Raw genomic sequence first — 24,214 nt, 5'->3', positions numbered from 1 at the left:
CCGGTCGACTGCACTTCGCGGCCGAGGCCGCACAGCGCCTTCTCGTTGAACAATGTGACGAGGCTGCGCGACAGCGATTCATAGACGACAAGACGGACCGAATTGGAGCCGATGTCGATCACCGCGACGCTGGGCGCGCGCTTGGGAAGGCGCGCTACCATGTCGCGGACTCCTTACGAGGACTGCTGGCGCTCGGCCTTGCGGGTGAGCCGGCGTGGCGAAGATTTCTCAAGCGACTTTCCACGGCCAGACAGACTCGGATTCGTCATAAAGTAATTGTGCAGGTTGAAGGGCTCCTCGCCCTTCGCGGCCTTCATACGCGTTGACGACCCGTCGGGCAACAACTGCCAGCTCTGCTCGGTGTCCTTGAGGTTGGCCACCATGATCTGCTCGACGACCTGTTGATGCACCGTTGGATTTTGCAGCGGGATCAGCACTTCGACGCGGCGGTCGAGGTTGCGCGGCATCATGTCGGCGGAGGAAATATATACCGCCGCCTTGGCGCTCGGCAGCCCGTGGCCCATGCCGAAGCAATAGACGCGGCCGTGTTCGAGGAAACGGCCGATGATCGATTTGACGCGGATGTGCTCCGACAGGCCGGGCACGCCGGGCCGCAGGCAGCAGATGCCGCGCACGACCAGCTCGACCGACACGCCGGCATTCGAGGCGTCATACAGCGCATCGATGATGTCGGGATCGACCAGCGAGTTCATCTTCAGCCAGATCGCGCCGGGCTTGCCGGCGCGCGCGAACGCCGCCTCGCCCTTGATGTGCTCGATCATCCGCTTGCGCAACGTCAGCGGCGAGACCGCCATCTTCTCGATGTCGGAGGGCTCGGCATAGCCGGTGATGTAATTGAACACCCGCGCGGCATCGCGGCCGATGGTCGGGTCCGACGTGAAGTAGGACAGGTCGGTGTAGATCCGCGCCGTCACCGGATGGTAATTGCCGGTACCGGAGTGCACGTAGGTGGCCAGCGTGCCGCCCTCGCGGCGAACTACCAGCGACAGTTTGGCGTGGGTCTTCAGCTCGAGGAAGCCATAGACCACCTGGACGCCGGCGCGTTCGAGATCGCGCGCCCAGCGGATGTTGGCCTCTTCGTCGAATCGCGCGCGCAGTTCGACCAATGCGGTGACCGACTTGCCGGCCTCGGCGGCTTCCACCAGCGTGCGCACGATCGGCGAGTTGTTGGAGGTGCGGTACAGCGTCTGCTTGATCGCCACCACGTCCGGGTCGCGCGCCGCCTGCTGCAGGAACTGGACGACCACGTCGAACGATTCGTAGGGGTGGTGGACCACCAGGTCCTTCTGCCGGATCGCGGCAAAGATGTCACCGCCGTGGTCGCGGACCCGCTCCGGGTGGCGCGGCACGTAGGGCACGAATTCGAGGTCGGGCCGGTCGAGCCGCGTCAGTTGCGACAGCTCGTTCATCGCGAGCACGCCATCGACCAGGATGATCTCGTCGTCGGTGGTGGCCAGCGCGCGCTGCACGAAGGCGCGCAGTTCGGCCGGCATGGTGGCTTCGATCTCGAGCCGGATCACCGAACCGCGGCGGCGGCGCTTCAGTGCCGACTCGAACAGCCGCACCAGATCCTCGGCCTCTTCTTCGACTTCCAGCTCGCTGTCGCGAATGATGCGAAACGCGCCCTGCCCCTTGACCGTGTAACCCGGGAACAGCCGGCCGATGAACAGGCCGGTGGCCTGCTCCAGGGTGATCACCCGGGCCGCGCCGTCCTTCGCCGGATTCGGCAACCGGATGAAACGGTCGATCTTGCCGGGCATACGGATCAGCGCGTTCATCGGCTTGCCGTCGGACACCCGCGCGAGCTGCAGCGCGATGGTGAAGCCGAGGCTGGGGATGAACGGGAACGGATGCGCCGGGTCGATCGCCAGCGGCGTCAGCAGCGGGAAGATATTGTGGAGGAAGTGGTCCTCGATCCAGGCCCGCTCGGTCTTGCTGGCGTCCTTGCCGTCGAGCAGCACGATGCCGACCTCGGCCAGCATGCTGCGCTGCTCGCGCCAGATCGCCTGCTGGTCCTGGCCGAGTTTCGAGACGGCCTCGTTGATGACCACGAGCTGCTCGGTCGGCGTCAACCCGTCCGGGCTGCGCTCGGCAATGCCCTCGCGGACCTGGGCCTTGAGGCCGGCGACGCGGACCATGAAGAATTCGTCGAGGTTGTTGGCGGAGATCGACAGGAAGCGCACCCGCTCCAGCGCGGGGTGACCGGGATTGACCGATTCCTCCAGCACGCGGCGATTGAAGTGCAGCCAGGACAATTCGCGGTTGATGAAGCGCTCGGGTCCGGAAGCGACCACTTCCGCCGGCTTCGCCTCACCTTTTTTCTCTTCGATAACAATCTCTTGCGCGGAGTCCATAAGGTAACGATCCATCCAGTTCAAACAACGCTGCAGGGCCGGCAAAGGCCTGCAAACCATGTGCGACGCGCGTGACATTCCGATGACAAGGCTGCCGATGACATTGATGAACCTGCCATTGTCGCCGTCAAGCCGCGCGTCGGGTATCGGGGAGGCTAAGTCAGGCGCCGCGCCGCAGTTCCGCGGCCAAAGCGCGCGGCACCGGCTAGGCTTCGGCGCTCGCCACCCCGTCGAGGTTGGCGATCAGCCGCGTCAGCAGGTCGACGAGCAGTGCGGCCTCCTCGCTGGTGAAGTCGCGCAGGACCTCCTGATTGCCCTGCAGCAACACCGTGATGGCATCCGGCAGGCGCGCTTCTGCGGCGGCCGTCAGGGTGATGCGGCTGCTGCGCCCATCCGCCGGGTCCGGCGCCCGCCGGATCAGCCCGTCCCGCTCCATCCGGGCCAGCATCTGGGCCATCGGCGGCTGCTCGGTCTTGGCAAAGCGGGCGAGATCACGTTGCGTGCTGGCCCGGCCGTCCTGAAGCGCGACCAGCACGGGCAGATGGCCCACGCCGAAGCCCAGCGGCTTGAGCCGCGCTTCGCTGAGGCGGGCGAACCCGCGCGCCGCGAGGCTGATCAGGTGCCCAGGCGTCGAAAGCACATTCATGTCCATCGCACTTCACCCCTTGCACAGTCCATTTCCAATATGCATACGTACATATGTAGATGCGACGGTTGTGACACAAAACCCGGATCTTGCAAGGAGAGAACCCATGGACGACGACATCCAACTCGTTGAACGCCTGTACGACCGTTTCAATGCGCGGGACATCGACGGCGTGCTGGCCGCGCTCACCGATGATGTCGCCTGGGCCAACGGCATGGATGGCGGCCACGTCCAGGGCCGCGAGGCCATCCGCGACTACTGGACGCGCCAGTGGGCCATGGTCAGTCCGCACGTCGAGCCGGTGGGCTTTCGCCGCAGCGCGGACGGCGCTGTTGTCGCCGAGGTCCGGCAGACCATCCGCGATCTCGAAGGCAACCCGCTGCAGGGGCAGACCCACGGGTTGAAAGACAAGACGGTCGGACACGTTTTCCGTTTTCGCGGCGGCAAGGTGGCGCGCTTCGACATCCAGGACGAAGTCTGAAGGTCAGGCGCCGCGCAGCAGTTCCGCGGCCAAAGCGCGCGTCACCGGGCGGCCGAGCCGCAGCGCCTCGCTATCCAGCATTTCCACCGCCTGGCGGGCGGCGGCGAACGAGCGCTCGATGCGGCTGGCGAGGTAGCTCACCACGGTCTCGTCGATGATGAGCTGGCGGTCGGCGGCGAATTTCACGATCAGGGCGCGAAATAGCCCGTCGTCCGGCGGCATCAGCTCGACCACGGGCACGGCGCGCAGCCGCGAGCGCAGGTCGCGCAACTCGATCGGCAGCGCCACCGGCGCCACCCGGGCGGTGATCAGCACCGAGGCCTGGTCCTCGCGGGCGAGGTTTAAGAGATGAAACAGCGCGCGTTCGTCAAAACTGCCGGCATTGAGGTCCTCGACCACCAGCGCGCCGGTGGCGAGGGACGCGGGCACGGTGGAGGCCGCGAGCGCATGCGCCATGGTGGAGCGCGCGCCGGCCTGTTCCGCCCAGATCGCCGCCAGATGGCTCTTGCCGGAGCCTTCCGGGCCGACCAGCAGCATCACCCGGTTCGGCCAGTCCGGCCAGCGATCGATCAGCCCGAGCGCCTCGGCATTGGCCGGGCCTTCCAGGAAGTTGTCGCGCGACAAGCTTTCCGCATGGGGCAGCGCGAACGCCAGCTGACGAGGGGGTACGCGGGCTGCCACGCAGTCACTCCAAACCGGACGTCCGGCTCCATTAGGGGGCTAGTGGCGGCTCTTGACCGGACTCGATCGTGCTCATGTGCCGCATCCACTCGACCAGATAGAAGGACACCGACAGCAAGGTCAAGATCGTGACAAAACCCATTAAAATCATATCGTAAGGCGAGGATTTGAAACCAAATCCGAGGGCTGCCAGCACCAATGCGGCGAACGCCACCTGGGCCACCGTGTTGAGCTTCGACACCATCAGCGGCTTCATCGGGATCGGCTTGCCAAACAACCATGACACAATCACGGCGCTGACGATCATGATGTCGCGCGACACCACCAGGATGACGATCCAGCGCGGCACCGCGCCCCAGATCCCCAGCGCCACATAGATCGACACCAGCAGCGCCTTGTCGGCGAGCGGATCGAGCAGCGCGCCGAGCTCGCTGGCCATGTTGAAGCGTTTCGCCAGGAACCCATCCACGGCGTCGGAGATCCCCGCCACCACGAATACCGCGAACGCGATCTCCATCTGGTTGGACGCAATCGCCCACACGATCACCGGCACCAGCAGGATGCGGCCCAGCGTAATGATGTTCGGTATGCTCACGCGGCGCTTCCCGGCTCCGGTCTGATTGGCAATCCGGGCTCAGCACCCCGACCGGCGTACCGTGTACATAGTGCATGCGAACGCCGCATGCGAGGGATTGCGCGCCACTGTTCCCCAACCATTCGCCAATCAAAAAGGCCGCCCTACTGGACGGCCTTTTTGGTGATATCCGGGAACGATCACGAAGAAGCTGCCGTGCGTCGGGTACCGACTGCCGGCTTGCCAGCCGCCTTCTGCTTCTTGTGTTCTTCCAGTTTTTCGAGCTGTTCCTTGGTCGGACCGATAACGCCAACCTTGTTGGCCATCACTCGCTTGGTGGCCGCACCGGACAGGGCGACCAGATCAGTTCGCTTCATGGCTCACCTCCAAAACGATCCACCCGAGACTACTCCGTCAGAGTTTCCCAAACAGCCAATAATTGATCCCATTTTCAGTATCTCTAAAGCTGTCTTCCAACCGATAGCCGCATCCAATAACCGCTGCTGCCGCACCATCGTATTTTTGCAGCGCTTGAGGTGGAAGCGCGGGGTAAAAGGTCTCCATTACGATAGAAGCAGGTAAAGCCGCAGCCACAACGAGCGCTATCGATTCCCTGACCTTTGCCAGAACCTGAGCTCTATACTCCCTCGGAATATACAGATCAGCGCCTTCCCTGCCATAGTCCGGCCCACTCACCTCGCCGCTGGCGGTTTTCGTTCTGATGCCAAAGCACAATTCCAGCGCGTTGGGATCAGTCGTGGGAAACAAAATTACCGACATCACGACGATGCTGTCTTGCTCGACATCGAATCCAAGGATGAACTCGACGATCTGCGATCCTTCTTCGTCGGTATATGGACCCTCAAGTTCGTCTATCTGAAATTCATATGCCATCTGGCTGAAATCAACCGCAACCCAAACGCACGTGCTGCAACCCCAGGCGGCATTATGACCATTTGCTTGGACACTTTCAAACGATGTGGCCGATCGAAACCGCCGCGACCTGCCTTAAAGCGGCAAATACCGTGAACAACCCCGGAACACCATGGGGAAAAGCCCGCCGGGAAACTATTGAAATCATTGGCTATCGTGTAAGCCAGCCGAAAATGCCCGAACCGCTTACTGCCAGGAAACCGGCCATGACCGACGCGAAAAAAGGCCTCACTTACGCGGATGCGGGCGTCGATATCGATGCCGGCAACCGGCTGGTCGATCTGATCAAGCCGATGGTCCGCGCCACCGCGCGCGCCGGCGCCGATGCCGAGATCGGCGGCTTCGGCGGCTTGTTCGACCTCAAGGCCGCCGGCTTCAAGGACCCCGTGCTGGTGGCCGCCACCGACGGCGTCGGCACCAAGGTGAAGATCGCCATCGAGGCCGGCTTCCACCAGGGCATCGGCATCGACCTCGTCGCCATGTCGGTCAACGACCTCGTGGTGCAGGGCGCCGAGCCCCTGTTCTTCCTCGACTACTTTGCCTGCGGCAAGCTCGACCCCGAGGCCGCCGCCTCGATCGTCGCCGGCGTAGCCGAGGGCTGCCGCGAGTCCGGCTGCGCGCTGATCGGCGGCGAAACCGCCGAAATGCCCGGCCTGTACAAGGACGGCGACTACGACCTCGCCGGCTTTGCCGTCGGCGCCGCCGAGCGGGGCACCCTGCTCCCGACCAAGGACATTGAAGCGGGCGACGTCGTGATCGGCATGGCCTCCTCCGGCGTGCACTCCAACGGCTTTTCGCTGGTGCGCAAGATCGTCGAGAAGACCGGGCTGGCCTACACCGACCAGGCGCCGTTCCTGCCCTTCATGACACTCGGCGCCGCGCTGCTGACGCCGACCCGGCTCTACGTCAAATCCTGCCTGCGCGCGATCCGCGACACCGGCGCCGTCAAGGGCCTCGCCCACATCACCGGCGGCGGCTTTACCGACAACATCCCGCGGGTGCTGCCGAAGGAGCTGGGCGTCCGCATCGACCTCACCGCGCTGACCGTGCTGCCGGTGTTCAAGTGGCTGGCGGCCGAGGGCGACATCGCCGAACTCGAATTGCTGCGCACCTTCAACTGCGGCGTCGGCATGATCGCCATCGTCAAGCCGGACGGCGTGCAGCAGGTGCTGGACATCCTGCGCGAGGGCGGCGAGACGGTCGGCGTGCTCGGCGAGGTGATCAAGGCCTCGGGCGACGAGCGCGTCGTCTATGACGGGCACCTCGAACTCAAGCTGTGAGCGACACGATGCGCCGCGTCGCCATCCTGATTTCCGGCCGCGGGTCGAACATGACCGCGCTGATCGAGGCCGCGGCCGCCGATGGCTTCCCCGCCGAGATCGCGCTGGTGATTTCCAACAAGGCCGACGCGCCGGGCCTCGACACGGCGCGCGCGCACGGCGTCAAGACGCTGGTGATCGAGAGCAAGCCCTTTGGAAAAGACCGCGCCGGTTTCGAGACCGTGCTGCAGCAAGCGCTCGACGACCACAAGATCGACCTGATTTGTCTCGGCGGCTTCATGCGGCTGTTTACCGCCGACTTCGTGCGGCATTGGTACGGCCGCATGCTCAACATCCACCCGTCGTTGCTGCCGTCGTTCCCCGGCCTCGACCCGCACGGCCAGGCGCTGCGCGCCGGCGTCAAGCTGTCGGGCGCCACCGTGCATTTCGTGATCCCGGAGACCGATGCCGGCCCGATTGTGATGCAGGGCGCGGTCGGCGTCGCCGACGACGACACCGCCGACACGCTGGCCGCGCGGGTGCTGGAGATCGAGCACAAGATCTACCCGCAGGCGCTGCGGCTGCTGGCCATGGGCGCGCTGCGGCTGGAGGGCGAGCGCTGCCGGACCACCGCCGGCGCCAGCCTGTGCGACGAGTTGATATCACCGACCATCATCTAAGAGGGGCAGACCATGGCTGACGCCGATCTCGACGTCGCAATCCGAACCATCGCGAAAGCGCAGAACAAGACGCTGCTGGCCGCCGTGAAAGCACGACGCGACCGCTACCTGGCGCAGGCCGCCAAGGCCAAGACGCCGGACGCCAAAGCGCGCTTCAAGCAGCTCGCCGGCATCGCGTGGGAGCACGGCACCGCCGCCGCCAAGCGGCTGCTGATTTCCGCCGACAACGCCGCCGACTCGTATGCCCGCTCAGTCCGCATGGCCGCGGAAGCCGCGCCGGTGGTGAAGAAGGCGGTTGTGAAGAAGGAAAAGCCGGTGAAGAAGGCGGTAGCTCCGAAGAAGCCGAAGAAGAAAGCCACCAAAAAGAAAAGCTGAGCGCTGATCTTTCCCTCCCCCGCGTTTTCGCGTGGGGAGGGTGGCCGCGCGAAGCGCTGTCGGGTGGGGGTGGTGCCACAAACACTCCTGCGCGTGGGGCGCCCCCACCCGTCACGTTTGTTCGCTGCGCTCTCAAACGCGCCACCCTCCCCACGCGAAAGACGCGGGGGAGGGAAAGGCGCGCGCTACGACACCTTCAAATTTTCCGCCGACGACTTGCCGCGGTTTTCCACCAGCTCGTATTCCACCAGCTGGTTTTCATTGAGCGTGCTGAGGCCGGCGCGCTCGACGGCGGAGATGTGCACAAACACGTCCTTGTCGCCGACGCTCGGCTTGATGAAGCCGTAGCCCTTGGTGGGGTTGAACCATTTGACGGTGCCCTTCTGCATCGCCTGTCTCCTCGTTGGATACAAAAACGACGCGGCCACGCCTGATGCGTGCCGCGCCACAAGCGGGCTTTCGGGACTGCTCAATGTCTCGGTCGCAACACGCACGTCGAACGGCCTGAATCCCATTGTGTGGGAATTCCAACACGAAAATTTCGGCTTCGCAAGTCTGGCGCAGGCGCCGGCCGCTGCCGCCGAAGAATCATCGCGCGATAAACCGCTTCGGACGCCCTGCCGCGGCTACCTAAACGACGACGGCAAATTCCATAGCTACCTGTAGGCGCAGCAAGGCGACGCTGGGGTGGAGGTGAAGTACTAGTTTGAATGGGACATGCAACGAGAAGGCGTCGGTGGCCTCCCTCCCCCTTGCGGGGAGGGTCGGCCGAACGAACGACGATGCAACGGCATCGTCGGAAGTGGAGGCCGGGGTGGGGTGGCGCGGGCTCAGGCGCATAGGGCGCCCCCCACCCGACCGCGCTTCGCGCGGCCACCCGCCCCACCCTGCGAAGCTTCGCTTCGCCGGGGGGAGGGAGAAGGATCACAGCCCCGTAAATCCCGCCTTCACCGGATCGTTGCTGCCGTCGAGTTCGCGCAAATATGTCAGGCCGCACACCGTCAGGCGGTGCGAATCTTTCTCGCCGCCGTCGAACAGCGATTTGATATATTCGGAGACTTTGGCGCGGGCTTCGTCATTGGCCAACTGGCTACGCGTCATCATCAGGTCGTAGGTGTGCATGATGCGGTCGATCGCGGTCTGCATGGCGATGTCGTCTCCTTCAGGCAACAGAACTTCGGGCATCAGGACGCCGTGGCCTCGAAGGTCTGGATCGCCTTGTTGGCGAGTCGGATCTTGTTGGCTTCGCCGCGTTGGAAGATCTGCACGATGGTTTCCAGCAGCCGGTTGTGAGTGAGATAGGTGTCGGGAATGGCGCCGCTCTTGCGCAAATAGTTTTGCGCGATGGCATAGGCGTCGCCGACCACCTCGACATTCATCACCTGCAACCCGCGTTCGACCAGCATGGCTGTGCCCCTATGGTTGGGGCGTTAAAGCGCGATGGGCGAACTGGTTCCATCGTGGATAAACTATCTCCACAGGCTCGCAAGCGCCGCTGCTCAGTCGCCGCAGCCGCCGGCATCTCCGCTATCGCCGCCGCCCAGGTCCAGCGACGCGCCGTCGCCGCGCTCCGGATGCAGCACCGCGTACACCAGCAGCCCGGCCGTCAGCGCGATGGCAAAGCTTGGCCAGGGATACTTCTGGATCAGCGCGAGCAGCTCGGCGACGCCCCAGCCGCCATACAGCACGTCCGACATGATGCCCTCCGACGTAACGCGTCGGGCTCTGTCCTACGCCGCAGTGTTTTAAATACCGTAAGGATGGATCGAGAAAGCCGCCGGCTCCCGGCTACCGGCACGCCCCAATGCGCCGGAGGACGACGACGACCAACCCACTAGCCAAGGCCGCCGCATCGTCCAGTGGCAACCCCACGCTAGGCGCGGGACCCGTCGTAGCGCAGGCTACCGGGACTGAGGGTCCGCTCGGCGGCCGCGATCTTCATTTTCTGCGTGGCCTTGACGGCCCGGATGCCGGGGAACGGCACGCCCATGCGGCGGGCCTGGTTGCGCACCGAATTGGTCGGCCGGTTCAGCGCCGCCGAGCAGCGCGAGACCGACGCACCCGCTAGCACCATCTGGCGCAACCGTGCGAGATCCGCCTCGCACCAGCTTCTCACGAGCGGCTTCATTGCCGTAGCTGCTTGCGCACGGCGGCAGCGCCATTGCCGACTTTTTCCACCGCCTTGGCCAGCTCTTCGCGGCTGACGTTCAAGTGCTTGGTCCAGTATTGCAGCTCATGCGGCTCGTGCATGTTGATCTTGCTGCGGTCCTGCTGGCCTCGGTTTTTCAAGTCGTCCATCGCTCATTCCTCCTCAACGACTGTACAATCCGACACACCGATTTCTGTTCCGTGGTACCGCAGCCGTGCATTTCAATTTTGTGAATACTTGAAACCCGGACCGGAGTGCCTAGCTCAGAATTGCCGACGGTCGAGCTGTCGTAACGGCTCCCGTCGTCAAGGCCCTGCTGTCCCCCTCAGCAGGGCCTTTGCTTTTCCGCGACGGCCGGGCGGCCTTGAAAAAGCCGCCCGCGCTTCCTACATCCGGTCTGTCAGTCTCGCGCTGCCGCGCTCCGCCCACCATGTCTCGGGCAATGCCGGCACCCTCAAGGGTTTGCATCACGCAAGCGACCTGACGTTTCACCCTACCCCCTTCGTTGCAATGACAGGCTTCGAGAAACCGCGTCCGGCATGCCGGAACGGCCTCGCCGGATGCAACGGGCTTTCGCTCCCCAGACCTCCGCGTCGGGAGCCTCCACGAATCGAGACCTATCATTACCGAGCTAGAACTTTCGGCCGAGGCCGAGCATTTCACCTATCAGAACGAACAGAACCAGCAGTGGGCCGACGAACTACAGGACATGCTGGACGACTACGATTGAGACGACAGATCCCCGCCTGGTGCGGGGATTTTCGTGCGTGGTCCCGTGCCGATGTGGGGCATCGACGATGTCCGCAAATTCGCGGCCTGCGAGTAACGCATGAACCATGCGCCGTCTCGCGCGACTGAAGAAGGCAGGCTGGCCAATGCTGGGCGGCAGGGCGATCGCACCTTCGACGACATGTGACCCCGCACGAGGTCGCACCAAACGAGGCAGGCGCGAAACGCCGGAATAAATTCACAAAGCGGTGGGCAGAGCCGGCATTGTTGCAATGCAGCAATGCCCTATCGCAACGCAACAAAAGTAACTAGATTGTCTTATCAAATTCCACGAGGAGAATGACCGTGAAGATAACTTTCCTATCACTAGCCGCCGCCGCCGTGATCTCGATCGCGGCAGGGTCTACCGGCTTCGCTGCTGAGTTGCCGACCTATCAATCCCAGGGTTTGCCGATCTCGGCGGTGCAGGTTGGGGTACTGGGAGCCGCAAATGTCGGGGAACAGTCGGCGGTGCCGACCTCCACGGCCTCCCCGCACCAGTTGGGCGTGCTGGCAGCCCGGCCGAACATGACCACCGCGAAGGCCGCGACCGCTAGCACGGTTCGTTAACCACGACCTTATAGCCGTTTTGAGCAGAAGCCCGCGATGTCCTCGCGGGCTTTTGTCTTGATGAACGGGTTTGCCTGCATCGACCGACGCGGGCCATTTAACGCGGGATTCCAATTCTGCCGAAACGGCGAGTGGCTGCGACGGCATCGCTTACGCCGTTGCGCTTGCCTCAGGCCTGTCTGACAGCCACGAACACACGGCGGCTGGAATGGCGAGGATGAGCCCGAGCGGCAGGATCTGTTGGCTGGACCCAAGAAGCAAAGCGAGCGCCAGCACGGATAGCCCGTAGGCAACAACCGTCGTCGTCACGATAGCAGGCATCGACGTTCTGGCGACCAGCCAGTCGAGCAGCGCGACCAGCAGCCCTGGCACGATCAGGAACAGATACATGAAAACCGGCCCCAGCCCGCCGTCCTGCGCTGCGCCCGTCGCGATGTACATCACGGCATAGAACGAGACCGTGGCGACGGCAAGAAACAGCACCGCAAAGATCAAGAACCGGGTCATCAAATCATCTCCAAGCGATGCGGGTCATTTTTCGATGCCGGGATTTCAGCATGCCGTTTGGTCGCGCGGTGGTTCGCTCCGGTTCATTTGCCGTTGCGTAGCGTCGCTGCGCCTTGCTTCATGGATGACGGTCTGAAATGATACTTGCATCGCACCATCCCCTTCGGGGGCTTTATTGGTTCGGAGGCTGCCCATGAAATTGGATCATGTCTCACTGCACATATTGAATATGCAAGCCGCGGTCGAATTCTACACCGACGCCTTCGAACTCAAGGAAGTCCCGCCGAAGGTTAAGCTCGACGTCCGCTGGTTCGAGTTCTCCAACGGCACCACGCTTCACCTCATTCCGGCCGCGCCGAACGACCGCCCCAAGGACTGGGGCGACCATTTCGCCATGAGCAGCCCCGACCTCGACGCTGCCATGCAACGGCTGCGGGATAGAAAAATCCCGTTCGGCACCCGGTTCGATCCGACCGACGGCAACCTTCACACCCGACCGGACGGGGTCAGGCAGCTATTCCTGATCGACCCCGACAACAACCTCGTCGAAATGAAGGACGAGGAGCCTCGGTAAGGCGACTCCGCAAGCGTCGCCCGGATGAGCGAGAGGATGACTTGCATGGTCTTCAAAATCCGAACAGCCCGGTAACAACCGGCAGCAGAAAATAGGCCGCGAGCCCGAGCGCGCCGCCAAGGGCAAGCTTCACCCAACGCCGCTGGATTTTTGAATCGAGCCAGGTCGCTATCTTGATCCAGAGCGAATACGCCCAGTCCGCAACAACAATGCGGACAAGGGCGAACAGCAGCTCTCCGAGAATAGTGGCCATGGCGATTGGTCGCGCTCACGTCGCCTGGGTTCAACCGCCACTGCGTTGGCGCTCTGGCCAGTGTAGACTCATCGGTTGATCCGACAGCCACGAACACAGGGCTGCCGGGATTGCACCCATCGACCCGAAATACAGGTACTCGCCTTTTTGGCCGAAGCCGTAACGCGCGGACAGGACGGCCATGATGGCCGCGACCCCCATCGTCGCGACAAGGCGGAGAGCCAGCGGCCTTGCCGAAAGCGCCCAGTCTACTGCTGCCGTCAACCAGGCAGGCACGACGGCAACCGTGTACGCCCACCCCAACATCCAGATGAGCATCCCCGCGTCCATGAAGTCGCGGGTCGAAATCGCGTCAGGGGCAACAAAGACGAGAAGAACCAGTGGCGGAAACAGCCACGTGAAAATGAGTATGCGCTTCACGCCCGCTTCATTCCGAACAACCTCTGAAAGATCGTTCCTCCGGTGCGACCGAGGATCATGAAGTAGCTGACCATCAGCGCAATCGCCAAAAACGCGGGCACACCCCTGATCCTGATGTTCTCGCCGTTCAATCCCAGGGATAGAATCGGTTCGCCAAAGAACGGCTCGTGCGCGACATCTCCGATCAGTTTGGACGACAGGTAGACGCACACGACGAAAGCCAGCGCGAAGTCGAGAATGCCAGCCGCGTTGCGCTTCCACATCGGCTGTGGCGGGTCATAGGCCATGAAATCATCTCCAATAGCTCTTTGTCGGATTTGGAGAGGTTTTCGTTCACCGTCGCCCGGATTTCATCCGGCGTGTAGTTTCGGAATTTATCGACTTGCATCAGCTCGACCATGCGGGAGCGAATAAGTATCCGTAGGATGAGTTGAGCCCTTGCAATACCCATCGCTCATGAGATGATGAGTATCGCTTCGCTCAACCCATCCTACGTCTGCGCATTTCGCGCGACACATCGGCCGGCACCCCCAAACGAAAATCGGCCCCTCCTTGCGGAGAGACCGATTTCCACCGGAGGGCGGTCCATTCATCGAAAATAGGCACATTCAAGCGAGATCGAACTGCTTTGGCTGCTCGGATTCACCCTAAAAAGGTCACCAAAACTTTTTGTACCACCGTGATGATATCGATGGAGCTCTTGATCCCCAGCTCTTGCCTTTTTTTGCTGCGTGCCGTTATTCAAGAGTTCATCTGTTTTTACTTCACCTATTCAGTAAACTTCGCTCACATATTTCCTAACCATGGCAAGAAATGATCATCTCTAAGGCCAGAAAAGTGCGAGTAGCAGATCCTGCGGCGTTTGCCTGGGCCGGGCTCCGCAAATTCCAGAATGCCGACTTGGTCACTAAATTACTGATCGAACTCCATAACGTGCCAAAAAAGTATCACGATGATGTCCGTAAGCAGGCCCAACAAATTCGTTACTGTTTAGTCCAAGCGCGAGAATATTTTGCTGCCGCTAACTCAGTAACAACAGCAACTAAGCCGAATTTGCTCTACTACGGCACAATGAGTTTAGCGCTGGCGGAAATTCTATTCAAACAATCCGGAGCGAGTAGTTTGGATAAAGCTCGGGACGAAAACCGGCACCATGGTCTAGTAATGTCTACGGGAGCAATACCAAAAAATTCCGACTTGGAGACTTCTGCAGGGATGCTGCGAGCCAAGCCTCATGAGTCACTCGGCAAACGGCGCGGTACGTTTAATCTTTGGCATTCATCAATTCGGGAACATCCGCTGTGCGGATTCACTACTACCTATTCCCAAGACGGCAGTTCGACGATCGCGTACAGTGTCATTCTAGGTGCGATCGACAATCCTCTTCCCCCATTGCCCCCTGAAGGAATTACCTTCGCGGAATGTCTCGCTAGTCTTCCACTCATGTCGGAGCACATCGAGCAAAGTTCGCTCCGAACAACACTAATTCGAGGAAAGCTTCAATCTGACTTTCACACCGGCCCAGAGTGGAACGCTAGAGTAGACGTTATACTTCATCCGAGCCCACTCTTTTCAAAATTGATGGATCAAATTCACACGAATCCTAATGCGATCGACCGTATTGGACTTCGCTTTGGTGAAAACGCTGGAATAATCCAGATTCATAATGACTGGATCAACGGCAACGTAAGTATGCCATTCCCGGCAGGAGCAACTGTCAATACAGCTGAGTGGCGGATGTGGACTAACAATCCTTCGCTAAATGAATTCGGGTATCTTTATGTCTCCCTGTATTTAGCTGGAAACTATGCTCGATATTTTCCCGATAAATGGCTATTTGACGTCGAGGCTTCCGCCCCTCTCGCCCTTTCGATTGAGGAAATATGCTCAATGTCCGAGTGGAGAGTACCATGGCTCGCGCTCTGCGAGCTAGACAGAACACTTTACGTGGTCGAAGCGTAAATCCGCAGCATCCTAGATTCGCATACCGCCCCCCCGAACGAAAATCGGCCCCTCCTTTCAGAGAGACCGATTTCCACCGGAGGGCGGTCCGGGTAACGCCTGTTGTAGCGGGGCATTTCGCGGTGCGTGGCTGGCTTGTCGCCAGAGCATCTGAAGGCGCTGCCCCCGATGCGCCTTCGCGCCGCTTCTGCCCTCTTGGCTACGAATTCGAAATTCTCAAAGACGATACAGGATCTGGTCGGTCCAGAAACGCTCGAGGCGATGCAGCGACTTGTTCAGCGTGGCGAACTCTTCGTTGGAGATGCCGCCGACCTGCTCCACGGTCTTGACGTGCTTCTGGTAGAGGGCGTCAACGATGTGACGGATTTCCTGGCCCTGTGCGGTCAAGCGAATGCGCACCGAGCGGCGATCGACGCGCGAGCGCTGGTGATCGAGGAAGCCGAGCTCGACCAGCTTCTTGAGATTGTACGACACGTTGGAGCCGAGATAGTAGCCGCGGGTACGCAGCTCGCCGGCGGTCAATTCCTTGTCGCCGATGTTGTACAGCAAGAGCGCCTGCACCGAATTGATATCAGCGCGACCGCGACGGTCGAACTCGTCCTTGATGACGTCGAGCAGGCGGCGATGCAGGCGTTCCACCAGCGTCAGAGCTTCCAGGTACAACGGCTGCACCGGCGCCTGGCCGGGAACGATGCTGACATTCTCCGCCGCGCTTGCGATCGTCTTGATCATGACACTAACCCCTGTTGTCGTTTTTATCGACTTATTCGACGAAACTTTTGTCCCGTCTGATAGGGTCAACTTAAGGGGCAGCGCTTCAACAACCGCTTAAATAAGACAATAAAGAGATCATGAATTTGAGACAGTGAATCGCGTATTAAGCCCGTGAATAAAGGGCTTCTCGCAACGTTTGATTCACGCTGCGAGGCCTTCGTTCCAGCTTTGTCCGCGGATTCTGGCCCATAGCGAAACAGCATCGTTCAAACTTTAAAGGTTGCCGTAACACAGGTGACCGCGGCGTTAGGGTGACTCAATCGTTACCGGCGAAAGCCCCGAAAATAATTCGACAATTTGACGGAAAAAGCCGCGGCGGGGATCTTCGGCGACGCCGGAGACGACGCGCAGGCCCCTCCTCCGTCAGTGCGAGGAGCCCTTGCGACGAAGCAATCCAGGTCTTATGGGGCGCAGGGCTCTGGATTGCCTCGCTTCGCTCACAATGACGGCGGAGAGGCCGGTGTGCAAAGCCGCCTTACGCCACGCCGCGCGTGCGGCCTTCCCAATACGGCGCGCGCAGCGCCTTGCGATCGATCTTGCCGAGCCCGGTGACCGCGATCGCCTCGACGAAATCGATCGTCTTCGGCGCCCACGGCGCGCCGCGGCGCTCTTTCACATGCGCCTGCAATTCGGCGGCGCCATTATTCGCGCCGGGCTTCAGCACGACGAAGGCTTTCACCGCCTCGCCCCATTTGTCGTCGGGAATGCCGATCACCGCGGCGGACGCCACCGCCGGATGCGCCATCAGCGCGTCCTCGACCTCGCGCGGATAGATGTTGAAGCCGCCGGAGATGATCATGTCCTTGGTGCGATCGACGATGTAGAAATAGCCCTCGGCGTCCTGCACCGCGACGTCGCCGGTGTGCAGCCAGCCGCCGCGAAACGCGTCTTCGGTGGCGTCCGGCCGCTTCCAATAGCCGTCCATCACCAGCGAGCCGCGCACGCAGATCTCGCCGGGTTGCCCTGCTTCGGCCTCGCGCATGTCGGCGTCGAACAGTTTGACCTCGACCATCGGATTGGCGCGGCCGCACGAACCCAGTCGTTCCGGCCTGGAAACGTCGTGGTCGATTTTGCGCAAGGTGGTGATGATCTGCGGCGCCTCGGTCTGGCCGTAGAGCTGCACGAACACCCGGCCGAAAATCTGCATGCCCTCGCGCAGCCGGTCCGGCGACATCGGCGCGGCGCCGTAGACGATGGTCTGCAGCGAGCTGAGGTCGTATTTGGCGCGCAACGCCGGCGCGTCGATCAGCGCATAGATCAGCGTCGGCACCAGGAAGGTCGCGGTGATGTTCTCGTCCTCTACCACGCGACAGTAGTTCTCGGCGTCAAAGCCCTGCACCAGCCGGCTGAAGCCGCCGCGCAGCATCACCGGAAACAGCGTGATCCCGGCGGCGTGGCTGATCGGCGTCGCCGCGAGATAGCGGATCTCCAGAGGCCAGTCCCAGTCCGCCACGATCGCCAGCGACATCGCCAGCAGCACGCGGTGCGGCAGCATCACGCCCTTGGAGCGGCCGGTGGTGCCGCCGGTATAGGCCAGCCAGGCGATATCGCCGACGGCGCTGTCGTCCACCAGCGGCGCCGGCACGGCGTCCGGCAGCTCCGCCAGCAGGTCGCGGGCGCCATCCATGGCGCCGAACGACAGCAGGTGCTTGAGGCCGGCCACGCGGGCGCGGATCGCCAGCCCGCGCGCGGAAAATTTGCCGGCCTCGACGATCAGCGCGTCGATTTCGGCGTCCTCGATGATGAAGGCGTGGTCGTCTTCGGCGGCCATCGGGTGCAGCGGCGTGTAGCGCAGCCCCATCACCATGCAGGCGGAGATCGCCGCCCAGGATTCCGCGCGGTTGCCGGACAATACGGAGACCGCATCGCCCTTGTTCAGGCCGATGGCGCGGAACAGGCTGATGAAGCGGGCGACCACGTCGCCGAATTCGCGGTAGCTCCAGCGGACGTGGCCATCGGCGAGCGCGGGGCTGTCGCCGAAGCGCGCGATGGCGCTGACAATCAGGCTGCCGGCGGTACCGCCGGAATAGAGCTGGTTCAAATGATCCTCCCCGATTTTGGACGAGCCTTCTGCGAGGCTTCGTTCGCCGTAGGTCGTACGCTATGGCGGCCGTTCGCGCGCGGCCATCCAGGCCAGCGCCAGATAGGCCGCCAGGAACGCCGCCTGCAGGCCGACGATGATGAGATTGCCGCCGTAGATCGCCGGGAACATCAGCTCGATCACCGCCATCGAGACCACGGTGGTCAGCCACAGCACGGCGCCCCACGGCGTCGCCAGCCAGAGGCCGACGGCGGCGACCAGCTCGATAACCGCGAAATAGACGGTGGAGGTCTGCCAGGCCATGCTCTGGACCTCGAAGGCGTCGTCCTCGGCGCCGACGAAGCCGGTGACCTGGGCCCAGTGGTACAGCCCCTGGGCCATCGACAGCACCGCCATCACGCGCAGGAACAGCACCAGCCGCCGGGTCCAGGCGTTCTCGTCGGATTCGATCCGCTCCGACGAGATCGCCGCCACCGACATGGCCAGATCGCGCGACGACAGATCCCGCGTCACCGGGTCGCGTGGCGTCGACTCAGACATCCGTCGCCCCGACAGCCGGGCCCGTTGCCGGGAACTTGGAGATACAGCGATTCATGGAGCGTTTTGTGGGCCTTTGGCCCAGCAAAATCAATCGCCTCCGCGCGAGCGCCATTCGCCCCATTTCGGCGTGATCGCGGTGACGAAGCACCCCCGAGGTGCTAGGCTTAGAACAGGTCAAATGTTCCAGGCGGCAGGAGAGACGACACCATGGCGATCAAATTCGGGCGTCCCATCGATCTGCGCGACCCCTCCCCCCGCCCGGTCCCCACCGCCCCGTCGCTGGATCTCGTCACCCGCCCGCGCCGCAACCGCAAGTCGGAATGGGCGCGGCGCCTCGTGCGCGAGAACGTGCTGACCACCGACGACCTGATCTGGCCGCTGTTCGTGATCGACGGCCACAACGCGCGCGCCGATATCGCCTCGATGCCCGGCGTGCAGCGTTTGACGGTCGATCAGGCGGTGCGCGAGGCCGAGCGCGCGATGAAGCTCGATATCCCCTGCATCGCCTTGTTCCCCTATACCGAGCCGTCGCTGCGCGACGAGGTCGGCTCGGAAGCCTGCAACGCCGACAATCTGGTGTGCCAGTCGGTGCGCGCCATCAAGCAGGAGTTTCCCGAGCTTGGCGTGCTGTGCGACGTGGCGCTGGACCCGTTCACCAGCCACGGCCATGACGGGTTGATCCGCGACGGCCGCATCCTCAACGACGAGACCGTGGCGGTGCTGGTGCGGCAGGCGCTGGTGCAGGCCGAGGCCGGCTGCGACATCATTGCGCCCTCGGACATGATGGACGGCCGGGTGGCGGCGATCCGCGAGGGCCTCGACGACGCCGGCTTCCTCGACGTCCAGATCATGGCCTATGCGGCAAAGTACGCCTCCGCCTTCTACGGCCCGTTCCGCGACGCCATCGGCTCGGCCAAGACGCTGACCGGGGACAAGCGCACCTACCAGATGGATTCGGCGAATTCCGACGAGGCGCTGCGCGAGGTCGAACTCGATCTGGCCGAGGGCGCCGACATGGTGATGGTGAAGCCCGGCATGCCCTATCTCGACATCATCCGCCGGGTGAAGGACACCTTCGCAGTGCCGACCTTCGCCTACCAGGTGTCCGGCGAATACGCGATGATCATGGCCGCCGCCAACAACGGCTGGATCGATGGCGACCGCGCCATGATGGAAAGCCTGCTCGGCTTCAGGCGCGCCGGCGCCGACGGCGTGCTGAGCTATTTTGCGCCGGCGGCGGCGGAGAAATTGCGCCGGGAGCGCTGAGGCCGCTCGCTTGCTTTTTCTTCCTTCTCCCCTTGTGGGAGAAGGTGCCTCCGCGAAGCGGAGGCGGATGAGGGGTTACTAGGCTCGGAGCCTGTGGCTGCCCCTCACCCGTCCGCGCTGACGCGCGGCCACCCTCTCCCACCTAGCGAAGCTTCGCTTCGCGGGGGGGAGAGGGAAGGAAGCGCCCTTCCTGTCCACTCTGTAACGATTCCGGACTCTTGCAGCCGAGTTCAATGATATCCATCTGCTGCATGGAGCGCACGCCGCAGCGGGGAGTCGTCATGTCTGACTATGGGTCGAATACCACCGGTTCGAACAACGGCACCACCTGGCGCAGCGGCGGGCAGCCGCCGGCCTATGATCCCTGGCAGCACCCGGAGCTGTACAGCGGCGTGCTGACCCGGCGCGTGTTCGCGTTCCTGGTCGATCTCATCGTGATCTCGATCCCGGTGATTCTCGCGGTGATCTTCATCTTCGTGTTCGGCCTCGTCACCCTCGGCCTCGGCTGGGGCCTGTTCTGGCTGGTGTCGCCGGCCACCGTGATTTGGCCGATCGTGTATTACGGCATGTCGCTGGGCGGCCCGCATTCCGCCACCTGGGGGATGCGGATGATGGACCTGCAGATGCGCACCTTCTCCGGGACGCCGGGCTACTTCGTGCTCGGCTGCGCCCATGCGGTGCTGTTCTGGGCCTCGGTATCGTTCCTGACGCCGCTGGTGCTGGTGGTCGGCCTGCTCAACGGCCGCCGGCAGTTGCTGCACGACCTGGTGCTGGGCACCGTGGTGGTGAACAACTCGGCGCAGGCGCGGATGGCGCAACCGGCGGGAAGAACTTATTGATCGCGCATAGGAACCGATTGACCGTTCGCCCGCGCGGCGCGATGCTCGACATCCAGTGCTTCGGAGACTGACGGCCAACCGTGACCCATCACTCGCGCGACACTCCGCAATTCTACCTGACGGCGCCGTCGCCCTGCCCCTACCTGCCGGGCCGGCACGAGCGCAAGGTGTTCACGCATCTGGTCGGCGACAAGGCCGGCGACCTCAACGACCTCCTCACCCATGGCGGCTTCCGGCGCAGCCAGTCGATCGCCTACCGGCCGGCCTGCGACCAGTGCCGCGCCTGCGTCTCGGTGCGCGTGATCGCCAATGAATTCCGGCCCTCGCGCAATTTCAAGAAGGTGATGGCGCGCAACGCTGACGTCGTCGGCGAGCAGCGCAACGCGGTGCCGACCTCGGAACAGTATTCGGTGTTCCGCGCCTATCTCGACGCGCGCCACCGCCATGGCGGCATGGCCGACATGACCGTGCTGGACTACGCGATGATGGTGGAAGACAGCCATGTCGAAACCCGCATCATCGAATATCGCCGCCGCGGCCCCGACACCGGCATCACCGGCCGCGGCGAGGATCTGATCGCCGTGGCGCTGACCGACGTTTTGTCCGACGGCCTGTCGATGGTGTATTCGTTCTTCGAGCCCGGCGAAGAGAGCCGCTCGCTCGGCACCTTCATGATCCTCGACCACATCGCCAGGGCCCGCCGCCTCGGTCTGCCCTATGTGTACTTGGGCTACTGGATCGAGGGCTCCAAGAAGATGGACTACAAAGGCCGCTATTTGCCACAGCAGCGCCTCGCACCAAGTGGCTGGCTGCGCATCGACGCCGGCGACGCCGCGACCGAGCCGCAGGATTGATCCGTAGGGTGGGTTAGGCGCGCTTGCGCCGTAACCCACCATCTTCATAAAGACCAACGATAGGCGGTGGGTTACGCGCTTCGCGCTAACCCACCCTACGCCCGCGCGCATCAGTCGTAGGGTGGGCAAAGCGAAGCGTGCCCACGTCCTTCCTGGCGCTGAAACGCGTAGGCACGGCGCAAACGCGCCTTTGCCACCCTACGCTGCTGTACCCCGGATGCAGCGAAGCGAAATCCTGGGCCTGTTTCAACGGATGCGCCGGCCCCGGATTGTCATCCGGGCTACCCACATGCCTACACCGTCACCACCACCTTGCCGAAGTGCGAGCCGCTCCGGAGATAGTCATACGCTTCCGGCACCTCGTCGAAGCGGAACACCCGATCAACCACCGGGTGGATCGCGTGTTCGGTCAGGAAACCATTCATCGCGGCGAAATGTTCGACCGATCCGACGGTGACGCCGATGATATCGGCATTCTCCCACTGCAGGCGCGCGAGGTCCGGCTTCGGGCCGAACCCTGTGAGAACACCGATCTGAACGATCTTGCCACCCGAGGCGACCGATCGCAGCGACCGGTCATAGGTGCCGGGACCGCCGAGTTCGAGGATATGGCTGGCGCCTGCGCCATCCGTCGCTTTCATCAGCGCGACATCCCAGTCAGGCGTGTCGCGGTAGTTGATCAGGATCGAGCCGCCGAGCGCCCTGGCGCGGGCGAGCTTCTCATCCGAGGATGATATCACGATCGCACGCGCCCCCAGCGCAACGGCGAACTGCAGGCCGAACAGTGCGACGCCGCCGGTGCCCTGGATCAGCACCGTATCGCCTTTGCCCATCCCGCCGCGTGCGATGAGACCATGCCAGGCCGTAACGGCCGCACACGGCAAGGTCGCGGCTTCGACCGAGCTGAGGTGCTCCGGCACACGTACCAATGCGGTGGCCGGCAGCACGACGTACTCCGCCAGCATTCCGTCCATCGTGTCGCTTCCCAAGGCAGACCGAATATAGCTGGTCCTGAACGGACCCGAGACCCAACCGCAAAATGGTGCGGATGCCACGCGGTCGCCGACCAGCCATGGCATGACATCGGAGCCCACGGCGTCGACGACGCCTGCGCCGTCGCACAGTGGCACGCGGCCGTCGAGCTGGCCTTGGCCCGCCCGGTCGAGGATCAGGAGGTCGCGGTAGTTGAGACTTGCCGCCTCGATCCGGATGCGGACCTCACCGCTGGCTGGTTCGGGTTTATTGATATCGGCTCGCACCAGCCGACCGGCCCCCGCATGGCCGTTCAAACGATAGGCTTTCATCGTTGCTCCCTTCACAAGTGGCATTCACTTGGATGAGCACAGCCTGTAGGCTCTGACAGCGCTGTCAGGGTCAAGGGGTTTTTCAGATGAAGATCGGTGAACTGTCCCGGCGAACGGGAGTGAGCGTCCGGATGCTGCGCTACTACGAGGGCGAAGGATTGCTGGCGCCCCCGCGTACCGACGCCGGTTATCGCGACTACAGCCCGGCGGAAGAGAAAACCGTGCGCCGGATCAAGATGCTGGGCGCCGCCGGCATGACGCTGGACACGATCCAGCGGTTGCTGCCCTGCGTGACTACCGACGATCCCACCTTCAAGCCGTGCAACGACCTGCGCAGAATACTCGCGCAACAGGTCGGCATGCTCGATGAACGTATCGAGACGCTCAACCAGAGCCGGAGCATTCTGGCCGGCTTCCTGTCGAGCGTGAACTGATCGCCGCAAGCCGTAGGGTGGGTTAGGCGCCCTTGCGCCGTAACCCGCCATTTTTTCATTGTGATCGACGATAGGCGGTGGGTTACGCGCTGCGCGCTAACCAACCTACGGCCCCGCTTGTAGCCCGGATGCAGCGAAGCGAAATCCGAGGCCGGCGTTTTAACGGATGCGCCGGCCCCGGATTGTCATCCGGGCTACCCCGATATGAAATCCACCACCAGCTTGATGTTCAGCGCGATGATGATCGCCGCGGTCAGTGCCGCCAGCGCGGTGAGCCAGCGCGGCGCCACGAACGGGCCCATCTTGCGCTTGCTCGCGGTGAACAGCACCAGCGGCACCACCGCGAACGGCAACTGCAAACTCAGCACCACCTGACTGAGGATTAGCAACTGCCCGGTGGCCTTCTCGCCGTACCACAGCGTCACCAGCACCGCCGGCACGATGGCGATCATCCGGGTGATCATGCGGCGCAGCCACGGCGCCACGCGCAGGTTGATGAAGCCCTCCATCACGATCTGGCCGGCCAGCGTCGCGGTAACGGTGGAGTTCAGGCCACAGCACAGCAGCGCCACGGCGAACAAGGTCGGCGCCAGCGACGAGCCGAGCAGCGGCGCCAGGAAGGCGTGCGCCTGGTCGAGTTCGGCGACGTCGGTCTTGCCCGTCTTGTGGAAAGTCGCGGCGGCGAGGATCAGGATCGAGGCGTTGATGGTCAGCGCCAGGCACAGCGCGATCGTGGAATCGATCGTCGCCAGCTTGATCGCCTCTTTCTTCTCGGGAACGCTGTCGCCGTAGCCGCGGGTCTGCACCAGCCCGGAATGCAGATAGAGATTATGCGGCATCACCGTGGCGCCGAGAATGCCAAGCGCGAGGTACAGCATCTCGCGGTTCATCAGAATGTCGGTGGTCGGCGCGAAGCCGCGGATCACCGCGCCCCAGTCCGGATCGGCCATCGCGA

General features: G+C 62.9%; 32 protein-coding genes and 1 pseudogene. 11 read left to right on the top strand and 22 right to left on the bottom strand.

Annotated features, from left to right (window positions below):
- The 3 genes and pseudogenes from JWR89_RS12835 to JWR89_RS12825 all read right to left on the bottom strand — a co-directional run.
- Positions 1–161: pseudogene (locus JWR89_RS12835) on the bottom strand (exopolyphosphatase); the annotation flags it as partial.
- Between the two features lie 12 nt (positions 162–173).
- Positions 174–2,375 (bottom strand): RNA degradosome polyphosphate kinase, encoded by a 2,202-nt coding sequence (locus JWR89_RS12830; RefSeq protein WP_299716601.1) that lies wholly within the window; start codon positions 2,373–2,375, stop codon positions 174–176.
- A gap of 205 nt (positions 2,376–2,580) precedes the next feature.
- A complete protein-coding gene (locus JWR89_RS12825) occupies positions 2,581–3,027 on the bottom strand; it encodes a MarR family transcriptional regulator (protein WP_299716598.1) in 447 nt (148 codons plus the stop codon).
- A gap of 100 nt (positions 3,028–3,127) precedes the next feature.
- Here JWR89_RS12825 and JWR89_RS12820 point away from each other — a divergent pair, with 100 nt between their 5' ends.
- Positions 3,128–3,502 carry a nuclear transport factor 2 family protein gene (locus JWR89_RS12820; protein ID WP_299716595.1) on the top strand — a complete coding sequence of 125 codons (375 nt, stop codon included), beginning with the start codon at positions 3,128–3,130 and terminating at the stop codon, positions 3,500–3,502.
- Between the two features lie 3 nt (positions 3,503–3,505).
- Here JWR89_RS12820 and JWR89_RS12815 read toward each other — a convergent pair whose 3' ends face one another.
- The 4 genes from JWR89_RS12815 to JWR89_RS12800 all read right to left on the bottom strand — a co-directional run bounded on the left by JWR89_RS12815 (position 3,506) and on the right by JWR89_RS12800 (position 5,651).
- A complete protein-coding gene (locus JWR89_RS12815; protein ID WP_299716592.1) occupies positions 3,506–4,183 on the bottom strand; it encodes a DnaA/Hda family protein in 678 nt (225 codons plus the stop codon).
- A 31-nt stretch (positions 4,184–4,214) separates the two neighbouring features.
- The gene (locus JWR89_RS12810; protein ID WP_299716589.1) at positions 4,215–4,778 is read right to left on the bottom strand and encodes a CDP-alcohol phosphatidyltransferase family protein; all 564 of its coding nucleotides are present in this window, start codon (positions 4,776–4,778) and stop codon (positions 4,215–4,217) included.
- Positions 4,779–4,957: 179 nt separating this feature from the next.
- Positions 4,958–5,134, bottom strand: a complete 177-nt coding sequence (locus JWR89_RS12805; protein ID WP_299716585.1) for a hypothetical protein — start codon at positions 5,132–5,134, stop codon at positions 4,958–4,960.
- A gap of 37 nt (positions 5,135–5,171) precedes the next feature.
- Complete coding sequence (locus JWR89_RS12800; RefSeq protein WP_299716582.1) at positions 5,172–5,651, bottom strand: hypothetical protein; 480 nt, start codon at positions 5,649–5,651, stop codon at positions 5,172–5,174.
- A 245-nt stretch (positions 5,652–5,896) separates the two neighbouring features.
- Here JWR89_RS12800 and purM point away from each other — a divergent pair, with 245 nt between their 5' ends.
- The 3 genes from purM to JWR89_RS12785 are packed head-to-tail and all read left to right on the top strand — an operon-like array spanning position 5,897 to position 8,004.
- Positions 5,897–6,970 (top strand): phosphoribosylformylglycinamidine cyclo-ligase, encoded by a 1,074-nt coding sequence (gene purM / locus JWR89_RS12795; RefSeq protein WP_299716579.1) that lies wholly within the window; start codon positions 5,897–5,899, stop codon positions 6,968–6,970.
- Between the two features lie 8 nt (positions 6,971–6,978).
- Complete coding sequence (gene purN / locus JWR89_RS12790) at positions 6,979–7,629, top strand: phosphoribosylglycinamide formyltransferase (RefSeq protein WP_299716607.1); 651 nt, start codon at positions 6,979–6,981, stop codon at positions 7,627–7,629.
- 12 nt (positions 7,630–7,641) lie between these two features.
- Complete coding sequence (locus JWR89_RS12785) at positions 7,642–8,004, top strand: hypothetical protein (protein ID WP_299716576.1); 363 nt, start codon at positions 7,642–7,644, stop codon at positions 8,002–8,004.
- A 185-nt stretch (positions 8,005–8,189) separates the two neighbouring features.
- On the opposite strand, the gene JWR89_RS12780 is transcribed toward JWR89_RS12785, so the two are convergent.
- From JWR89_RS12780 to JWR89_RS12755, 6 genes are all read right to left on the bottom strand, one after another.
- A complete protein-coding gene (locus JWR89_RS12780) occupies positions 8,190–8,393 on the bottom strand; it encodes a cold-shock protein (RefSeq protein ID WP_299716574.1) in 204 nt (67 codons plus the stop codon).
- A gap of 535 nt (positions 8,394–8,928) precedes the next feature.
- Positions 8,929–9,150, bottom strand: coding sequence for a hypothetical protein (locus JWR89_RS12775; RefSeq protein WP_299716604.1), 222 nt, complete (start codon positions 9,148–9,150; stop codon positions 8,929–8,931).
- A gap of 38 nt (positions 9,151–9,188) precedes the next feature.
- The gene (locus tag JWR89_RS12770; RefSeq protein WP_299716569.1) at positions 9,189–9,410 is read right to left on the bottom strand and encodes a hypothetical protein; all 222 of its coding nucleotides are present in this window, start codon (positions 9,408–9,410) and stop codon (positions 9,189–9,191) included.
- 93 nt (positions 9,411–9,503) lie between these two features.
- Positions 9,504–9,701 (bottom strand): hypothetical protein, encoded by a 198-nt coding sequence (locus JWR89_RS12765; RefSeq protein ID WP_299716566.1) that lies wholly within the window; start codon positions 9,699–9,701, stop codon positions 9,504–9,506.
- Between the two features lie 176 nt (positions 9,702–9,877).
- Complete coding sequence (locus tag JWR89_RS12760; RefSeq protein ID WP_299716563.1) at positions 9,878–10,132, bottom strand: hypothetical protein; 255 nt, start codon at positions 10,130–10,132, stop codon at positions 9,878–9,880.
- Positions 10,129–10,302, bottom strand: coding sequence for a DUF3606 domain-containing protein (locus tag JWR89_RS12755; RefSeq protein ID WP_299716560.1), 174 nt, complete (start codon positions 10,300–10,302; stop codon positions 10,129–10,131). The genes JWR89_RS12760 and JWR89_RS12755 overlap by 4 nt, the downstream gene beginning before the upstream one ends.
- Before the next feature lie 925 nt (positions 10,303–11,227).
- Between JWR89_RS12755 and JWR89_RS12750 the strand changes: the two genes are divergently transcribed.
- Positions 11,228–11,491, top strand: a complete 264-nt coding sequence (locus tag JWR89_RS12750) for a hypothetical protein (protein ID WP_299716557.1) — start codon at positions 11,228–11,230, stop codon at positions 11,489–11,491.
- Positions 11,492–11,641: 150 nt separating this feature from the next.
- Here JWR89_RS12750 and JWR89_RS12745 read toward each other — a convergent pair whose 3' ends face one another.
- Entirely contained in the window at positions 11,642–11,998 is a 357-nt protein-coding gene (locus JWR89_RS12745) for a hypothetical protein (RefSeq protein ID WP_299716554.1), read from the bottom strand.
- A 193-nt stretch (positions 11,999–12,191) separates the two neighbouring features.
- Between JWR89_RS12745 and JWR89_RS12740 the strand changes: the two genes are divergently transcribed.
- Positions 12,192–12,572, top strand: a complete 381-nt coding sequence (locus JWR89_RS12740; protein WP_299716551.1) for a VOC family protein — start codon at positions 12,192–12,194, stop codon at positions 12,570–12,572.
- 52 nt (positions 12,573–12,624) lie between these two features.
- Here JWR89_RS12740 and JWR89_RS12735 read toward each other — a convergent pair whose 3' ends face one another.
- From JWR89_RS12735 to JWR89_RS12725, 3 genes are read right to left on the bottom strand one after another with little or no spacing between them, the layout of a single operon-like run.
- Entirely contained in the window at positions 12,625–12,825 is a 201-nt protein-coding gene (locus JWR89_RS12735; RefSeq protein WP_299716548.1) for a hypothetical protein, read from the bottom strand.
- Positions 12,826–12,855: 30 nt separating this feature from the next.
- A complete protein-coding gene (locus JWR89_RS12730; RefSeq protein WP_299716545.1) occupies positions 12,856–13,245 on the bottom strand; it encodes a hypothetical protein in 390 nt (129 codons plus the stop codon).
- The gene (locus JWR89_RS12725; protein ID WP_299716543.1) at positions 13,242–13,532 is read right to left on the bottom strand and encodes a hypothetical protein; all 291 of its coding nucleotides are present in this window, start codon (positions 13,530–13,532) and stop codon (positions 13,242–13,244) included. The genes JWR89_RS12730 and JWR89_RS12725 overlap by 4 nt, the downstream gene beginning before the upstream one ends.
- 526 nt (positions 13,533–14,058) lie before the next feature.
- Between JWR89_RS12725 and JWR89_RS12720 the strand changes: the two genes are divergently transcribed.
- On the top strand, positions 14,059–15,207 hold the full coding sequence (locus JWR89_RS12720) for a hypothetical protein (protein ID WP_299716542.1): 1,149 nt from the start codon (positions 14,059–14,061) through the stop codon (positions 15,205–15,207).
- Between the two features lie 216 nt (positions 15,208–15,423).
- Here the strand turns inward: JWR89_RS12720 and JWR89_RS12715 are convergent, their stop codons facing one another.
- From JWR89_RS12715 to JWR89_RS12705, 3 genes are all read right to left on the bottom strand, one after another.
- A complete protein-coding gene (locus tag JWR89_RS12715; RefSeq protein WP_299716539.1) occupies positions 15,424–15,939 on the bottom strand; it encodes a MarR family winged helix-turn-helix transcriptional regulator in 516 nt (171 codons plus the stop codon).
- Positions 15,940–16,456: 517 nt separating this feature from the next.
- On the bottom strand, positions 16,457–18,022 hold the full coding sequence (locus JWR89_RS12710) for an AMP-binding protein (RefSeq protein ID WP_299716536.1): 1,566 nt from the start codon (positions 18,020–18,022) through the stop codon (positions 16,457–16,459).
- A 60-nt stretch (positions 18,023–18,082) separates the two neighbouring features.
- Positions 18,083–18,562, bottom strand: coding sequence for a DUF6163 family protein (locus JWR89_RS12705; protein ID WP_299716533.1), 480 nt, complete (start codon positions 18,560–18,562; stop codon positions 18,083–18,085).
- A 207-nt stretch (positions 18,563–18,769) separates the two neighbouring features.
- Between JWR89_RS12705 and hemB the strand changes: the two genes are divergently transcribed.
- From hemB to JWR89_RS12690, 3 genes are all read left to right on the top strand, one after another.
- Positions 18,770–19,828: a porphobilinogen synthase gene (hemB, locus tag JWR89_RS12700; RefSeq protein WP_299716530.1), complete on the top strand. Its 1,059-nt coding sequence runs from the start codon at positions 18,770–18,772 to the stop codon at positions 19,826–19,828.
- A gap of 281 nt (positions 19,829–20,109) precedes the next feature.
- A complete protein-coding gene (locus JWR89_RS12695) occupies positions 20,110–20,667 on the top strand; it encodes an RDD family protein (protein ID WP_299716527.1) in 558 nt (185 codons plus the stop codon).
- Positions 20,668–20,747: 80 nt separating this feature from the next.
- Positions 20,748–21,521 (top strand): arginyltransferase, encoded by a 774-nt coding sequence (locus JWR89_RS12690; protein ID WP_299716524.1) that lies wholly within the window; start codon positions 20,748–20,750, stop codon positions 21,519–21,521.
- Positions 21,522–21,814: 293 nt separating this feature from the next.
- On the opposite strand, the gene JWR89_RS12685 is transcribed toward JWR89_RS12690, so the two are convergent.
- Complete coding sequence (locus tag JWR89_RS12685) at positions 21,815–22,825, bottom strand: NAD(P)-dependent alcohol dehydrogenase (RefSeq protein ID WP_299716521.1); 1,011 nt, start codon at positions 22,823–22,825, stop codon at positions 21,815–21,817.
- A gap of 86 nt (positions 22,826–22,911) precedes the next feature.
- Here JWR89_RS12685 and JWR89_RS12680 point away from each other — a divergent pair, with 86 nt between their 5' ends.
- Positions 22,912–23,259 carry a MerR family transcriptional regulator gene (locus JWR89_RS12680; protein ID WP_299716518.1) on the top strand — a complete coding sequence of 116 codons (348 nt, stop codon included), beginning with the start codon at positions 22,912–22,914 and terminating at the stop codon, positions 23,257–23,259.
- A gap of 194 nt (positions 23,260–23,453) precedes the next feature.
- Here the strand turns inward: JWR89_RS12680 and JWR89_RS12675 are convergent.
- Positions 23,454–24,214: divalent metal cation transporter (locus tag JWR89_RS12675; RefSeq protein WP_299716515.1), on the bottom strand; the 761-nt coding region annotated here is incomplete at its 5' end.

It is taken from the genome of Tardiphaga sp., from assembly GCF_028290785.1.
In the GTDB taxonomy this organism is placed as follows: Bacteria; Pseudomonadota; Alphaproteobacteria; order Rhizobiales; family Xanthobacteraceae; genus Tardiphaga.
This window is presented reverse-complemented; position numbering and strand designations above follow the sequence as displayed.

Coding starts and splice junctions, on each gene's coding strand:
- JWR89_RS12740 (WP_299716551.1), top strand. CDS start 12,192: ATGAAATTGGATCATGTCTCACTGCACATATTGAATATGCAAGCCGCG.
- JWR89_RS12720 (WP_299716542.1), top strand. CDS start 14,059: ATGATCATCTCTAAGGCCAGAAAAGTGCGAGTAGCAGATCCTGCGGCG.
- purN (WP_299716607.1), top strand. CDS start 6,979: ATGCGCCGCGTCGCCATCCTGATTTCCGGCCGCGGGTCGAACATGACC.
- JWR89_RS12770 (WP_299716569.1), bottom strand. CDS start 9,410: ATGCTGGTCGAACGCGGGTTGCAGGTGATGAATGTCGAGGTGGTCGGC.
- JWR89_RS12765 (WP_299716566.1), bottom strand. CDS start 9,701: ATGTCGGACGTGCTGTATGGCGGCTGGGGCGTCGCCGAGCTGCTCGCG.
- JWR89_RS12680 (WP_299716518.1), top strand. CDS start 22,912: ATGAAGATCGGTGAACTGTCCCGGCGAACGGGAGTGAGCGTCCGGATG.
- JWR89_RS12695 (WP_299716527.1), top strand. CDS start 20,110: ATGTCTGACTATGGGTCGAATACCACCGGTTCGAACAACGGCACCACC.
- JWR89_RS12725 (WP_299716543.1), bottom strand. CDS start 13,532: ATGGCCTATGACCCGCCACAGCCGATGTGGAAGCGCAACGCGGCTGGC.
- JWR89_RS12820 (WP_299716595.1), top strand. CDS start 3,128: ATGGACGACGACATCCAACTCGTTGAACGCCTGTACGACCGTTTCAAT.
- JWR89_RS12805 (WP_299716585.1), bottom strand. CDS start 5,134: ATGAAGCGAACTGATCTGGTCGCCCTGTCCGGTGCGGCCACCAAGCGA.
- JWR89_RS12745 (WP_299716554.1), bottom strand. CDS start 11,998: ATGACCCGGTTCTTGATCTTTGCGGTGCTGTTTCTTGCCGTCGCCACG.
- purM (WP_299716579.1), top strand. CDS start 5,897: ATGACCGACGCGAAAAAAGGCCTCACTTACGCGGATGCGGGCGTCGAT.
- JWR89_RS12760 (WP_299716563.1), bottom strand. CDS start 10,132: ATGAAGCCGCTCGTGAGAAGCTGGTGCGAGGCGGATCTCGCACGGTTG.
- JWR89_RS12800 (WP_299716582.1), bottom strand. CDS start 5,651: ATGGCATATGAATTTCAGATAGACGAACTTGAGGGTCCATATACCGAC.
- JWR89_RS12685 (WP_299716521.1), bottom strand. CDS start 22,825: ATGAAAGCCTATCGTTTGAACGGCCATGCGGGGGCCGGTCGGCTGGTG.
- JWR89_RS12780 (WP_299716574.1), bottom strand. CDS start 8,393: ATGCAGAAGGGCACCGTCAAATGGTTCAACCCCACCAAGGGCTACGGC.
- JWR89_RS12715 (WP_299716539.1), bottom strand. CDS start 15,939: ATGATCAAGACGATCGCAAGCGCGGCGGAGAATGTCAGCATCGTTCCC.
- JWR89_RS12785 (WP_299716576.1), top strand. CDS start 7,642: ATGGCTGACGCCGATCTCGACGTCGCAATCCGAACCATCGCGAAAGCG.
- JWR89_RS12705 (WP_299716533.1), bottom strand. CDS start 18,562: ATGTCTGAGTCGACGCCACGCGACCCGGTGACGCGGGATCTGTCGTCG.
- hemB (WP_299716530.1), top strand. CDS start 18,770: ATGGCGATCAAATTCGGGCGTCCCATCGATCTGCGCGACCCCTCCCCC.
- JWR89_RS12775 (WP_299716604.1), bottom strand. CDS start 9,150: ATGCAGACCGCGATCGACCGCATCATGCACACCTACGACCTGATGATG.
- JWR89_RS12755 (WP_299716560.1), bottom strand. CDS start 10,302: ATGGACGACTTGAAAAACCGAGGCCAGCAGGACCGCAGCAAGATCAAC.
- JWR89_RS12735 (WP_299716548.1), bottom strand. CDS start 12,825: ATGGCCACTATTCTCGGAGAGCTGCTGTTCGCCCTTGTCCGCATTGTT.
- JWR89_RS12830 (WP_299716601.1), bottom strand. CDS start 2,375: ATGGACTCCGCGCAAGAGATTGTTATCGAAGAGAAAAAAGGTGAGGCG.
- JWR89_RS12825 (WP_299716598.1), bottom strand. CDS start 3,027: ATGGACATGAATGTGCTTTCGACGCCTGGGCACCTGATCAGCCTCGCG.